10 protein-coding genes are annotated in these 14665 nt (G+C 58.3%); 3 read left to right on the plus strand and 7 right to left on the minus strand.

The features are described from left to right. Positions 1-17 precede the first annotated feature (17 nt). Positions 18-4670: an RHS repeat-associated core domain-containing protein gene (locus tag ACYZT4_RS01655; protein ID WP_461984737.1), complete on the plus strand. Its 4653-nt coding sequence runs from the start codon at positions 18-20 to the stop codon at positions 4668-4670. Then, positions 4667-5086 (plus strand): DUF6896 domain-containing protein, encoded by a 420-nt coding sequence (locus ACYZT4_RS01660; RefSeq protein ID WP_461984738.1) that lies wholly within the window; start codon positions 4667-4669, stop codon positions 5084-5086. Before ACYZT4_RS01655 ends, ACYZT4_RS01660 begins: the two co-directional genes overlap by 4 nt. Before the next feature lie 209 nt (positions 5087-5295). Here the strand turns inward: ACYZT4_RS01660 and ACYZT4_RS01665 are convergent, their stop codons facing one another. Next, positions 5296-7086 carry a bifunctional diguanylate cyclase/phosphodiesterase gene (locus ACYZT4_RS01665; RefSeq protein WP_461984740.1) on the minus strand — a complete coding sequence of 597 codons (1791 nt, stop codon included), beginning with the start codon at positions 7084-7086 and terminating at the stop codon, positions 5296-5298. Positions 7087-7232: 146 nt separating this feature from the next. Next, positions 7233-9314 (minus strand): carboxy terminal-processing peptidase, encoded by a 2082-nt coding sequence (locus ACYZT4_RS01670; protein WP_461984741.1) that lies wholly within the window; start codon positions 9312-9314, stop codon positions 7233-7235. Between the two features lie 139 nt (positions 9315-9453). On the opposite strand from ACYZT4_RS01670, the gene ACYZT4_RS01675 reads away from it, so the two are divergent. Continuing rightward, the gene (locus ACYZT4_RS01675) at positions 9454-10416 is read left to right on the plus strand and encodes a zinc-binding dehydrogenase (RefSeq protein ID WP_461984743.1); all 963 of its coding nucleotides are present in this window, start codon (positions 9454-9456) and stop codon (positions 10414-10416) included. 34 nt (positions 10417-10450) lie between these two features. Here the strand turns inward: ACYZT4_RS01675 and ACYZT4_RS01680 are convergent, their stop codons facing one another. The 5 genes from ACYZT4_RS01680 to ACYZT4_RS01700 form a co-directional block, all read right to left on the minus strand. Continuing rightward, complete coding sequence (locus ACYZT4_RS01680; RefSeq protein WP_461984744.1) at positions 10451-11104, minus strand: HAD family hydrolase; 654 nt, start codon at positions 11102-11104, stop codon at positions 10451-10453. 103 nt (positions 11105-11207) lie between these two features. Continuing rightward, a complete protein-coding gene (locus ACYZT4_RS01685) occupies positions 11208-12197 on the minus strand; it encodes an ABC transporter ATP-binding protein (RefSeq protein ID WP_461984746.1) in 990 nt (329 codons plus the stop codon). Next, a complete protein-coding gene (locus ACYZT4_RS01690) occupies positions 12194-12994 on the minus strand; it encodes an ABC transporter permease (protein ID WP_461984747.1) in 801 nt (266 codons plus the stop codon). The genes ACYZT4_RS01685 and ACYZT4_RS01690 overlap by 4 nt, the downstream gene beginning before the upstream one ends. Further along, positions 12981-13817 carry an ABC transporter permease gene (locus ACYZT4_RS01695; protein ID WP_461988511.1) on the minus strand — a complete coding sequence of 279 codons (837 nt, stop codon included), beginning with the start codon at positions 13815-13817 and terminating at the stop codon, positions 12981-12983. Before ACYZT4_RS01695 ends, ACYZT4_RS01690 begins: the two co-directional genes overlap by 14 nt. A 5-nt stretch (positions 13818-13822) precedes the next feature. Beyond that, positions 13823-14629 carry an alkaline phosphatase family protein gene (locus ACYZT4_RS01700; protein ID WP_461984749.1) on the minus strand — a complete coding sequence of 269 codons (807 nt, stop codon included), beginning with the start codon at positions 14627-14629 and terminating at the stop codon, positions 13823-13825. Positions 14630-14665: the final 36 nt, after the last annotated feature.

Consider the following 14665-nt stretch of genomic DNA (forward strand, 5'->3'; position numbering starts at 1 on the left):
CGCACTCCGGTGCGTTGATGGACCACATCGCACGTATCGAGCAGGAGCTCGATGGTTTCAAAAACTCGCTGGATTTATATCGCGAGCAACTTCGGGGCTTTTTAAGTCGCTCGGCAGACAAGATCAGTCACGCGATGGATATGCCGTCGCTGATGAACATGGAGCGTCAGTTCAAGTTTGGCAATACCACCACCGTTGTCGGTATCAACGACGACTATTTCTCCAGCGTCGCCCAGTGCCAGGACGGCGGAATTCTGGAGATCGAAAGCAAGTTCGAATCGGTTTATGACATTCCCCTGGGAAACATCGATGTTGATGTAATAGCCGTTGATGATGGCGAAAAGAACACCGTTACGCTCGATGAAACCGGAAAAGGACAGTTCCAAGGCATGCCTGGAAAGTCTTACCGCGTCCAGGTTCACAGTGCGGTGACTGCGGATCAGGTCAATCAGCTTTTCAAGTCGTACGACGGTCTGGCCGAACAGCTCGAAGTTTGGCTGCGCAGTGAGTGGCAAGGATTTAAACCGCAGTGGTCGCAGTCGGCGTTTGCCGCCGCCGGTAACGGCATGCTCTCCGGAGGTTGGGAGGCAATCGTTGACGTTTGGGATGGCCTGGGACTGGTTTTTGACATCCTCAAGAATCCAGCTGATCACCTGGCGCAGTTGGGTAGCAGTGCGCAGCAGTTAATCGAGCTGGCGAAGCAATCACCTGCCGCCATGGAAAAAGCCATGCTGTTGGCCAGCGATGAAGCTGCGCTTTGGCTACTGTTCCGTGCCGCTGGGATTTGGCTGTCGGCTTTACCGCCGAGCATGATTGCGGGTAACTCCGCGTCAGTGACCGGTCAAACCATCGTCGCAGTGCTGATCGACATTCTGATTGCCTCGGCACTGGCGTCCACAGGAGTTGGATTACCCGTTGCCATCACTTATTTGACTGCTCGTGGACTCAAGTACGGAGCGATGCTGGCCAACTTGGCGAAGCGTTTCGTTGAGGCAACGTTCAAGCTACTCAACACGCTTGTTAGTTATGTCGATGACTACAAAAAAGTTGCCGCCCGCGGCATTGCTGCCGGTGTAAAAAAAGGAAAAGTGCAACTGGGCTGGGATGCCAAACGCAACACCACACTCGAACGCAACGAACGCCGCGACGACGCCCCCAATCAAGCAACAAACCCCAGCGGCGGCAGCGCCGACTCCGCCGACAACACCGCCACCAATAAATGCCCGGTATCAATGGTCACCGGCGAAGAACTGCTGACCCTGACCGACGGTTCGCTGGACGGGGTTTTATCCTACGACTTCACTCGGCTCTATCGCACCAGCGCCGTCGAAATCGACTGTGGCCTCGGTTTTGGCTGGAGCCACAGCCTCGCGCATCGCCTCGAAATCGACGGCGACTCGGTCATCTGGATCGACCACGAAAACCGCCGCATTGCTTTTCCATTACCCAATGTAGAACGCCCGGCTATCCACAACAGCCTCTCGCGCGCGGCGATTTTTCTGGGTGACCAGCCGGAAGAACTGATCCTCGCCCAGGCGGGCGATGACACGCGTTTTTATCACTTTATCAACGGTCGATTAACCGCGATCAGCGACGGTTACGACAACCGTTTGCGCATCACCCACGACCGTCAGGACCGCATCAAACGCCTCGACAACGGCGCCGGGCGCGCCTTGCTCTTGCGCTATGACCGCCGCCACTTGGTCGCCGTCGATTATCAGGTTTTCGTCCCTGCGGACACGCTGGACGAGGCGTGGGTCACCGAGCAAACACTGGTCACTTACCGCTACGACGAACGCGCTCGACTGATTGCCGCCAGCAACGCCGCCGACGAAAGCGAGCGCTACGACTACGACGATCAACACGTGATCCTCCAGCGGCAACTGGCCGGTGGGGCGAGTTTCTTCTGGGCGTGGGAAAGGTCCGGCAAGGCTGCACGATGCATCCGACATTGGGCGTCGTTTGCGCAGATGGAAGCGCGCTACGTCTGGGATGACGCGGGCAGCGTCACCGTCCACAACCTCGACGGCAGCGAGGAGGTTTACCAGCACGATGACCGCGCGCGCCTGGTGCGCAAGGTCGGGCTGGACGGCGGCGAGGAACTCAAGGCCTACGACGATAAAGGCCGGCTGATTGCCGAACAGGACCCGCTCGGCGCCGTCACCGAATACCACTACGACGAAGTCGGACGCCTGGTCGCGCTAATTCCGCCGGAAGACGAACCGACGTCCTACGAGTACCGCAATGGTTTCCTGCACGCGCGCTATCGCGGCAAAGCGATCTGGAAGTATCAGCGCAATGCGCAGGGCGATGTCACCGAGGCGACCGATCCTGACGGCCATGTCACCCACTATCACCACGACCACCAAGGTCGGTTGCTGTCGATCCGTTACCCGGATAACAGCCGGCATGTTTTTGTCTGGAATGCCTTGGGGCAGTTGCTCGAAGAGACGTTGCCGGACGGTGGTCAACGGCGGTTTTCCTACGATGCTTTGGGCCGGCAGATTACCCGTCAGGACGAACACGGAGCAGTCACCCGTTATGCATGGGACGCGGTTGGACGACTGATTCAGACGACACTTCCTACGGGTGCCAACCGCGCTTTCAACTACAACGCCTACGGCAAAATCACCGCCGAACGCGATGAACTGGGCCACGTCACTCGCTACGAGTACGTCGATGACTTGCACCTGGTCAGCCGACGCCTGAATGCCGACGGCACCCAGCTCAAGTACCGTTACGACAACGCACAGCTGTTACTCACAGAAATCGAAAACGAATCCGGCGAAAAATATCGCCTGGACTACACGCCAGGCGGATTGATCCGACAGGAGACCGGATTCGATGGCCAACGTACGGCGTACGCCTACGACCTCAACGGCCATCTGCTGGAAAAAACCGAGTTCGGCGCGGACGACTCGAAGCTCGTCACGAATTACCAGCGCGATAGCGCCGGCCGCCTGCTGCTCAAAACCCTGCCCGACGGCATCAAGGTCGAATACCGCTACGACAGCCTCGGCCGGCTGATCAGCGTCGACGACGGCTGTGACCACCCGCTGGAATTCGAGTACGACCACCAGGACCGCCTGATCACCGAACACCAGGGCTGGGGCACCTTGCGCTACGGCTACGACGCCTGCGGCCAGCTCAACCGTCTGCGCCTGCCCGATGGCAGCAAACTCGATTACCGCCACAAAAAGGGCGGCGCACTGAGCGCCATCGACCTCAACGGCGCACCGCTGACCACCCACCAATTTACTTTCGGCCGCGAACAACAGCGCCAACAAGGCCAACTCACCAGCCACTACCACTACGACGAACAAGGCCGGTTGCAAGCCCACGCGATCAATCAACACACCCGACCGCTGTACCTGCGCCACTACACCTACGCGGTCAACGGCAACCTCGCCGCCATCGCCGACAGCCGCCACGGCCAGCGCAGCTATTACTACGACCCACTCAACCGCCTGACCCGCGTACGCCACACCCGAATCGACCCGCCGGAAACCTTCGCCCACGACCCCGCCGGCAACCTGCTGACGCAAGACCGCCCCGGTGTAGCCAAGGTGTCGGGGAATCGCCTGATCATGCAAGGCGACCGCCACTACGACTACGACGCCTTCGGCAACCTCATCCGCGAACGGCGCGGCACCGGGCAAAAACTCGTCACCGAATACGCCTACGACTGCCAGCACCGATTGATCGGCGTCACCACCCCAGACGGCCGTAGCGTCAGTTACCGCTACGACGCGTTCGGCCGCCGCATCGCCAAAACCATCGACGGCCACACCACCGAATTTTTCTGGCAGGGCGACCACCTCATCGCCGAAAGCAGCCGCGAGCACTACCGCAGCTACGTCTACGAACCCGGCACCTTCCGCCCGCTGGCCATGCTCGACGGCAAAGGCCCGCGCAAGGCCTGCCCGTTTTATTACCATCTCGATCACCTGGGAACGCCGCAGGAACTGACGGACTACAGCGGCGAAATCGTCTGGTCAGCGAAGTACAACGCCTACGGCAAAGTCACGCACCTGGAACACGGCGGGGGAGAGCAACTCGAACAACCGCTACGATTCCAAGGCCAATACTTCGACCCCGAGAGCGGCCTGCACTACAACCGGCATCGGTACTATGATCCGCAGGTTGGTCGCTACCTGACGCCGGACCCGGTGAAGTTGGCGGGAGGGCTGAATCAGTACCGGTATGCGCTGAATCCGACGGGGTGGGTTGATCCGCTGGGGTTGAGCGGGAATTGCCCGCGTAAGGGTGAGCCTGGGTGCGGGGCGCCGGATGATACGACTGGTGCTAGGGTTGATAAGGGTGAACCGCCGCAGCCCGTTGTAATCAGCGAAGTAGATCCAAGTAGTTTGAAAAGAACTCATGCGCTAGAGGGGAAGACTTCCACCAAACAAGTAGAAGATTTAGCTGGGAAAATGCAAAAAAACGGGTATGACCAAAGCTGGCCAATCGACGTTGTGGAAGATAACGGCAACCACTATATAGTCGACGGACATCATAGAGCTTCTGCGGCTAGGCAAACCCACACTAAAGTCAGTATCGTATTGATAACGAATATTGAGAGCCATCACAGTATTTTCAATAGCATTGATGAAGTTAAAGAGTCTGCTGATAATGTAGGGCTGGACAGGTTGGTGAGGCGAAGAAGATGAGGAACAAAGATCTAGAGTATTTGATAGATGACTTTTTGGCACAGGTAGAAAAAGCTACAGACTTGCTGGAGCTTCGATTCGGCACGAAATGTATTCTTAGGCTCTGGCGAGCGAAGGAAATTCCGCAACGAGGTGAAATATTAGGTGGCATAAATTACGAGTTGCATGGTGTCGGTTGTAGGGTGTACTTCCCGAAAGCATGCATCGACTTCGATTATGGTCCGGACGAACGAGTTGATGGGTTTGACGTGTGGAGGCTGTATATATATGCATGCGAAGTCCCTCTGCTGCATTCTAAGTATGTAGATCAGGACGCGATAAAACGAGACTTAGATGAATACATAAGTCTTGGTAAAGTGGAAAAGAAATTGGGCTCTATGTCGAGTCTTTACTTTAAAAATAAGACTAATTGGTGATGCTGCGGATAACTGTGCGGGCGCAGTCATCTGATTAACGGGAGCCGGCCCGAGTATTGTTCCCACGCTCTGCGTGGGAATGCCTCAAGGGACGCTCCGCCTTCCAGCCGCGCCGACGATTTCAGGGCCGGTATCGCTTTGACGCGGAGCGTCACGGGCTGCATTCCCACGCGGAGCGTGGGAACGATCACTAAGTCAGGTCCACCCGATCACCGCTGCCCCACCAGCAATTCACTCTCTCGCTCCGGCACCGCCAAGCTATCAATCAAATACACGCTATACCCCGGCATATTCTTCGCGTGATGCTTGGCCTGCGATGCCATCTCCGCCAGTTGGCTCGCATCGAGTTCTTCACAGGACTGTGGATGCAAATGCACGACGCCAATGGACAGTGAAAGCAACGCGAACTCCTGCCGAACACCCTGCCGGTTCGGGGCGATGAAGCAGCCGGCTTCGAGGTGTTCGCTGCGGTAGAAGCGCCGGCACTGGCTCTGGAAGTCGTCCAGCAACTGGTTCAGGCGTTTGCGCCAGTCATCTGGCCCGAGCACCAGCAGGAAGTCGTCGCCACCGATATGGCCGACGAAGTCGCGGGACGGGTCTACGCGGTCATTCAGGCATTGCGCCAGGCACAGTAGGACTTCATCCCCACGGCCGTAGCCGTAGATGTCGTTGAAGGGTTTGAAACTGTCGATGTCCACGTAGCAGATCACCGATTCGCGTTGTTGTTGCAGGAGGCGCGTGAGGCATTGCTGAATCGGTACGTTGCCCGGCAGCAGGGTCAAAGGGTTGGCGTAACGGGCTTGCTGGATCTTCAATTCGGTAATCAGTTTCAGTACGTCGATCACTCGGCCCAACCCCAGGTATCCGCCGTTTAGCGTGATGATGAAGTCTTCTTCGATACGTTGTCGGGCGCGGCTGGTGATCAGACGGCTGACCTGCTGCAACGACTGGCTCATCTCAACGGCGAGAAAATCATCGTTCATCAAACGGCTGATGGGTTTGCGCGCGAACAGGTCGGTGGCAAAGGGCTTGAGCAGCGCGTCCGAGAGCGAATGCCGGTGAACGATGCCGCAGGGGTGGCCGTATTCGTCCAGCACTGCCAGCGAGTTCAGGTTGGCCTGGCGGCGGAACGCTTCCAGTACCGAGGCTGTCGGCGTATCGCGCGGAACCGCTGGCTGATCGTTCAGCAGGGCGCTGAGGTCGCTGCCTTCATCGTTGAGCGCCACGGTGGTGCTGTCCTGTTTGGGCATCAGGTTGCGGGCATCCCTTGGCGGATGTTCCTGGGGGCGACAGAGCAAGTAACCCTGGACCAGATCGACGCCCATATCGGTCAACACCGCGAGTTCTTCCGGCAACTCGATACCCTCAGCGATCACCTTTGCTCGTGAGGCTTTGGCGATTTGCATGATGGAGCCAACAAACTCGCGTTTGACCGCATCCTGGTGGATGCCATCGATGAAATGCCGATCGATCTTCACATAGTCGGGCCGCAATTCGGACCAAAGGCGCAGGCTCGAATAACCGGCACCCAGATCATCCAGTGCGATGGAAAACCCCATCGCCCGATAGTGATGAAGTGCGTTTTGCAGCAACTGGAAGTCGTCGGTGGGCGTCTGTTCGGTGAGTTCGATGACGACCTGATTGGGCGGTATGCCGAAATCCTGGAGCAATTGCAGAGTCCGGCCCGGTTGGTGGGCCGCTTCGAGCAAGGATTCCGGCGATACGTTGAGAAAGAGTTTGCCGGGCAGTTGCTGTTCGTTGAATCGACGGCAGGCGCTTTCACGGCAGGCAATTTCCAGTTCGTTCAAACGACCTGCCTGACGGGCAACGGCGAACAACGCGATGGGCGAGTGCAGTGGGCTGTTGGAAGGGCCGCGACTGAGGGCTTCATAGCCAATGATTCGTCGTTCAGAGAGCGAGATGATCGGCTGGAACAGGCTGTGCAAACCGCTTTGAGCCAATATTGAACTCAACGCACTCAGCTGTTCGGTAGTGGTCATGGCGATCTCTGGCGATAAAAAAAGGACCGGGAGCAAACTCTTGATTAGAGAGGTGCTCCCAGTCCTTTATTTCACGACAGAATGATGACTGTTTGATGACGCTCCGGGGAGCGTCAGCATTAAATCGCCATCACTTGCAGGTCACCTCAGTGCTTGGCAACCGCGGTGTTGAGTTTCAGGTAGTCCAACAGAATCCGCCCGGTCTCGCTCAGGTAGGCATCGTCTTCTGGTTTGGTCTTGTCCGGCTCGGCCGCGATAGCGTCTTCGTCTTCTTTCTTCAACTCTTTGAGCGGCTCTTCACCTTTAGCCTTGCGACGGATGTTTTCCATCACAAGTTGCTTGGCTTCGATATCGGCGTGTTGCGCACGACGTTCGGCTTCATTGAGGCTGACGGTTTTTTCCAGCATCAGTTTTTGTGCCAGCGCCAGCTTGTCGCGGATGAACACGAACTCCGCGTCCTTGGCCGAACGTGCGTCATGCTCGGACTTGAGCTGAGTGATGTACGGTTTGAACGGGTCGACCGCAGGCTTGATCGCCGCTTTGATGGTATCCCACGGCATGGCTTCCGGCAGGGCACTTTCACCAATTTCCTTGGTGTCAATGATCGACGGGTAATCGATATCCGGCAGTACGCCCTGATGCTGGGTGCTCTGGCCGGAAACCCGGTAGAACTTGGCCAGGGTCAGTTTCAGTTCGCCATGGTTCAGCGGCTGAATGGTCTGCACGGTGCCTTTACCGAAGGTCTGGCCACCAATGATCAACGCGCGGTGATAATCCTGCATGGCGCCAGCGAAAATCTCCGAAGCCGAAGCGGACAAGCGATTGACCAGCAACGCCATCGGGCCTTTGTAGAACGCGCCCGGGTTCTCATCTTCAAGCACATCGACCCGGCCGTCGGCGTTACGCACCAGAACGGTCGGCCCTTTGTCGATAAAGAGACTGGTCAGTTCGGTCGCTTCCTGCAGGGAGCCGCCGCCGTTGTTGCGCAGGTCGATGACTACGCCGTCGACCTTGTCTTTCTGCAATTCAGTCAGCAGCTTCTTGACGTCGCGGGTGGTGCTCTTGTAGTCCGGATCGCCAGCACGGAAGGCTTTGAAGTCGAGGTAGAAGGCCGGGATCTCGATGACGCCGAGCTTGTAGTCCTTGCCATCCTGTTTCAGGTTGAGCACCGACTTCTTGACCGCCTGGTCTTCAAGCTTCACCGCTTCACGTGTGATCGGCACGATCTTGGTGGTCTGGTCGTTCGGCGCATTGCTGGCCGGGATCACTTCCAGACGGACGATGGTGCCTTTCGGGCCACGGATCAATTTGACCACTTCGTCCAGACGCCAGCCGACCACGTCGACAATCTCTTTGTTGCCTTGGGCAACGCCGATGATCTTGTCGGCCGGTGCGACCTGCTTAGTCTTGTCGGCCGGGCCGGCAGGCACCAGGCGCACGACTTTCACCTGGTCGTTGTCGCTCTGCAACACGGCGCCGATACCCTCGAGGGACAGGCTCATATTGATGTCGAAGTTCTCCGCGTTATCCGGCGACAGATAGTTGGTGTGCGGGTCGTAGGACATGGCGAAGGTGTTGATGTACGCCTGGAAGATGTCTTCCGGACGGGTCTGGTCGAGGCGCGAGAGCTGATTCTTGTAACGCTTGGTGAGCGTTTCCTGAATCTGCTTGGGGTCCTTGCCAGCGATTTTCATCCGCAGCACTTCGTCCTTGACGCGTTTGCGCCACAGGTCGTCAAGCTCTGCGGTGGATTTGAGCCAAGGGGCGTCCTTGCGGTCGATCAGCAAGGTTTCCTTGGTGGTGAAGTCGATCTTGTCGGCGCCCTTGTTCAACTCCGCAAGCGCGAAGTCCAGACGCGCCTTGACGCGGTCCAGGTAGCGCTTGTAGATAGTGAACCCGGCATTGAGGTCGCCGCTTTTAAGGAAGTCGTCGAACTGGGTCTTCCACTTGTCGAATTCGGCAATGTCGCTGGCCATGAAGTAGCTGCGCGACGGGTCCAGCAGCTTGAGGTAGCTGTCGTAGATAATCGCGGAGCGCGCGTCATCGAGCGGTGGCTTGCTGTAGTGGTGGCGTTTCAGCAACTCGACGACATTCAGGCTGGCGATCACTTCGTCACGATCAGGCTGAAGCTTGTCCCAGCTATTGGCTGCGAACGAATTGCCCGACATCGGCAACAAGCCGATACCAATGAACAGGGCTAGGGCGGTGCTGGGGAAAAAATGCTTCATGCTGATTCGACGCGGGGACAATTGATCACGCATATTAGGCCGTCTTTGAAGTCGCCGGTTCCACAAGGGCCGGTCGCATAATGCAAGAAAGCCCGGCGCTACAGCTACGGGCTCAGTCCAGACTCACTATGGAGGCACTGTGAAAGCATTGCAAGGCGTGGAAGGTCAAGTGGAGTGGCTTGAAGAGCCCAGTCCGACCTGTGATGTAGGACAAGTTCGCATTCGGGTGGCGGCAGCGGGCCTCAATCGCGCCGATTTGTTACAGAAAGCGGGTCTTTATCCACCGCCTCCGGGAGCCAGTCCGGTGCTGGGCCTAGAGTGCTCCGGGGTCATCAGCGAGGTTGGCCCGGGCTCGTCGTGGCAGGTGGGTGATCGGGTTTGCGCCTTGCTGGCCGGGGGCGGGATGGCCGAAGAGGTGGTTGTCGACGGACGGCACGTGCTCCCGGTACCCGAAGGATTGTCCTTGGCCGAGGCGGCGGCGCTCCCCGAAGTCTATGCGACCGTCTGGCTGAATTTGTTCCAATTGGCTGCGCTCAAACCGGGTGAGAAAGTTCTGCTGCATGCCGGAGCAAGTGGAATCGGTTCAGCCGCCATTCAGCTGTGCAAGGCGTTCGGCAATCCGTGCTGGGTCAGCGTCGGTTCGGCCGAGCGGCTGGCGTACTGCGAGGCGCTGGGAGCGCAGGGTGGCGTGGTTCGCAACGGCGACCTGGACAGCTTGAGCGACCTGGGGCCGTTCGATGTGATTCTCGATCCGGTGGGCGGCAATTACGCGGCGCTAAATCTCAAACTGATGGCGCTTGATGGACGCTGGGTCCTGATCGGCCTGATGGGCGGCCGTGACGCCAGGCTTGATCTGGCGCAGGTCCTGACCAAGCGCGTGCAACTTCTGGGTTCGACTTTGCGCAGTCGCGATGAGCAGTTCAAGGCGGATTTGTTCAGTGATCTGAGCCAGCATGTCTGGCCGTTGTTTGCCGAAGGTCGGTTGAGCCCGCAGTTGGCCAGGACCTTCCCGATCAAGGACGCCGAAGCGGCGTTTGCCGAGCTGGCGAGCAACACGGTGGCGGGGAAGTTGGTGTTGGTGATCGATGAAAGCCTGACCTGAAACTAGGGACGGCACAATTTTTGTGGGCGCTGGGTTACTTCCAGATGTGGATCGGCCAGCCGGCTTTTTCGGCGTGTTCGAGCAATACCGCATCCGGGTTCACTACGTGTGGGAAATCGACCTTCAACAGCAGCGGCAAATCGTTGCGTGAATCCGAGTAGAAACTCGCGCCTTCCAGATTTTCCTCTTCCGCATCCAGCCATTCGAGCAAACGCGTGATCTTGCCTTCGCGGTAGGTCAGCGTGCCGACGGTGTGGCCGCTATAAACGCCATGCAACACTTCCAGTTCGATCCCGAGAATCTCGTCGATGCCCAAGCGATCGGCAATCGGTCTGACCAGGTGCGTACCCGATGCCGAGATCACCAGAATCCGGTCGCCGGCCTTGCGGTGGGCGGCAATAGTCTTTGTCGCGTCGCTGAAGATGATCGGTTCGATAAAGTCTTCCACCCACGGCCCGACCAGATGGGCGACCTCCTCAGGTGTGCGCCCGATCATTGGTTCGAGGCTGAAGGTCATGTAGTCCTCCATGCGCAACTTGCCGTGGCTGTAAGCGTCCATCAGTTCGTTGTTCTGACGCATGAACGACTCGGGATCGACCCAGCCCAGGCGGCCCATTTGCTCGCTCCAGAGGGTGGCGCAGTCGCCGTGGATCAGGGTTTCGTCCAGATCAAAAATTGCCAGGGGCATGGGGTTCTCTCCGAGAACAGCTTCAAGCGGCAAGCTTCAAGCTGCAAGAAGTGGGTTGGGGGGCCGCATTCTACAGCTTGCGGCTTGCGGCTTGGAGCTGCCGTCAAGCTACCTCACACAGGGCCGTCGGATCGATGGAAAGCGCCAGGCGCTGACCATCGGGATGCAGATCGGCCGCCGAGCGGTTGAGCACGTCCACCACCAGTTCTACGCCGCGCGCCTCGACGCGGTACCGAATCACGTTGCCCAGCAGACTGTGGCTGCGCACCTGCGCGTCGAGTTCGCCATTCAGGCTCAGTTCGATGGCCTCGGGGCGAATCGCGATGCGATGGGTGATCGGGCGTTGCAGCAGTTTTGTCGCATTGTCCGCGTCCAGCAGGTTGTAGTTGCCGATGAAGCCGGCCGCGAACACATCGACTGGGGCGGTGTAGAGGGTTTCGGCGTCGCCGCTCTGTACGATCTTTCCCTGATTCATCAGGAAAATCCGGTCGGACATGGTCAGCGCTTCCTCCTGATCGTGTGTGACGAAAATCGTCGTCAGGCCGAGTTCGCGCTGGATCTGACGGATCTGTTCGCGCAAATGCTTACGAATCCGCGCATCAAGCGCCGATAACGGTTCGTCGAGCAACAACAACCGTGGCCGGGTCACCAGTGAACGAGCGAGTGCCACGCGCTGGCATTGGCCCCCGGACAGCTGATGCGGATAACGTGCGGCGAAGTCGTTCAGTTCCACCAGTTTCAAGACTTCGGCGACGCGCTTTTGGCTGTCGTCGCTGTTAACCTTTTGCATGCGCAAACCGAAAGCGACGTTTTGCTCCACGGTCATGTTGGGGAACAGGGCGTAACTCTGGAACACCATGCCGATCCCGCGTTTCTGCGGACTTAGCGGCACGATATCGACACCGTCGAGCAAGATCTTCCCGCCATCCACCGAGGTCAGCCCGGCGATGCAGCGCAGGAGTGTGGATTTTCCGCAACCGGACGGACCGAGGAGGGTGACAAATTCACCTTTCTGGATTTCGCAGTTGATATCGCTGAATACCGTAGTGCCTGCATAATTTTTCTGCAGGTGTTGGACGCTGACATAGCTCATTCGCTTTTGTCCTTGTTCAAAATATTGGCCGCCCAGGTCAGAACCAGCACGAAGAAGAAGTAAGAGATCACCAGCGCACTGGTGAAGTGGCCGCTGCTGTTACGCATGTTGTTGAGGTAGACCTGCAGGGTTTCGTAGCGGGTGCCGACGAGGATGTTGGCGAATACGAACTCACCGAACAGGAACGAAAACGACAGCAGCAACGCTACCATCAGACCCTTGCGCAAATTCGGCAGCACCACCAGGTATGCCGCTTGAAAGGTGCTGGCGCCGAGCAGTTGGGCGGCGTCCATCAGGTCGCGCAGGTTGATCGCTTGCAGGTTGTTGGTGATCGCCCTGTACATGAACGGCAGCGCCACGGTGAAGTAGCAGCCGATCAGAATCCACGGGGTCCCGACCATCGCGAACGGCCCCGAACCGTAGAGCTGCAACAGCCCCACCGACGACACCACCGGCGGCACCGCGAAGGGCAGCAGGATCAGGATGTTCATCAGCGCATCGAGTTTCGGGAAGTGGTAATGCACCACGAACAGCAGCGGCAGAACCAGCACCACCGACAGAATCAGCGAGCCGACGCAGACCAGCAGCGACTGGCCGAACGCATGCAGGAAGCGCGGGTCGCTCCACAGCGCTATGTACCATTTGAGGGTGAAACCACTGGGCAGAATGGTCGCCGACCAACTGCTGGCGATCGAGTAGATCAGCGTCCCGAGCAGCGGCAATAGCAGAATGGCAAACAGCAGGTACACCACGACCCGGTGATAGACACCGGCCGGGCCCAATTCAGCGCGAGACATGGTAGCTCCTCTTCAACAGCAGCTGATGCACGACAGTGACCAGGGTCATCAACGCCACCAACACCACGGCGAGTGCACTGGCGAGGTTCGGGTCCAGGGAAATATCACCGGAAACCATCGCGGCGATGCGGATCGGCAGCACGTTGAAGTTGCCGGTCGTCAGGGCATACACCGTGGCGTAGGCACCGAGGGCGTTGGCCAGGAGGATCACGAAGGTACCGAGCAGTGCCGGCGTCAGCACGGGCAAACCGATGTGCCGCCAGAATTGCCAACCGTTGGCGCCGAGCAATTCGGCGGACTCGCGCCAGTCTTCGCGCAGCGCATCGAAAGCCGGGTAGAGCAGCAGTACGCCCAAAGGAATCTGGAAGTAGGTATAGAGAATGATCAGCCCGGTTTTCGAGTACAGGTTGAAATCCTGAATGATCCCCGCCTGTTTGAGCATGATCGTGAAACTGCCGTTGAAGCCCAGCAAAATAATGAACGCAAAGGCCAGCGGCACGCCCGCAAAATTGCTGGTCATGTTGGCGAAGGCGTTGACAAAATTGCGCAGCTTCGAGTCGACCCGGCGCAGGGAATAAGCCCCGAGCAACGCGATGATGATGCCAAACACGCTGGACCAGAAACTGATCTCAAGGCTGTACTGGATCGCCTGCAAGTAGAACTTCGAACTGAAGATCTTGGTGAAGTTTTCGATGCCCCAGCCGAACTCTTCCGATTGCAGGCTGTTGATCATTACCCAGACCAGTGGCGCGATCTCGAACACGATAAAGAACAGGGCGAAGGGCACCAGGTACAAGGCGGCCAGCCATTTGCCGCGGGTCATGGCATTCACTTGAGCAGCTCCTGGCATACGGGTTTGTCGTGGGCCACGCCGAGCAGTTCGCAGATGGTGCCGCAGATTTCAGTCTGTGTCGGTGCAGCATTCGCGTTGAAACTGAAGGCGTCGCCAAGAACGAACAACGGCACTTCGCGTTCTTCCGGCAACAGGCCGTTGTGGGAGCGGTCGTTGTTCATGCCGTGGTCGGCAGTCACCAGCACCTGGTAACCGGCGTCGAGCCAGCCTTGCAGGTAATCAGCGAGGATGATGTCCGCCGAACGGGCGCTGTTGCGGTATTGCGCGGTGTCGAGGCCGTGCTTGTGCCCGGCATCGTCGATGTTCATGGGGTGCACCAGGAGGAAATTCGGCGCATGGCGCAGGCGCAGGTTTTCCGCGTCGGCGAACAGGTGCGAATCCGGGTAGTGATCGTTCCAGTAGAAGTGACCGTGCTGGATCGGCAGTTCGGGGTTGTCGGTATGACGATCCCGGGCAGCCACGAACGGCGAACGATTGTACAGCTCGCTGACCCAGTGATAGGCCGCAGCGGCAGTTTTCAGGCCCGCCTCGGTGGCGTAGTGGTAGATGCTGCGCTGGTTGGACAGACGCGAAACGTTGTTATGGACGATGCCACTGTCGATCGGCGCAACGCCGGTCAGGATGCATTCATACAGGGGTCGGGACAGGGCGGGCAGCTCGCATTCCAGTTTGTAGAGCGCCGCGCGTCCTGCGCCAACGTACGCCTGCAGGTGCCCCATGGCGTGGCGCGCAACCTCGAAATTGAGGCCGTCGAGCACGACAAGGATGACGTTGTGCTTCATAGGGGCGGGACTCCGCGAAACAGATAGTCGCAATTC

It is taken from the genome of Pseudomonas sp. GB2N2 (genome assembly GCF_054897705.1).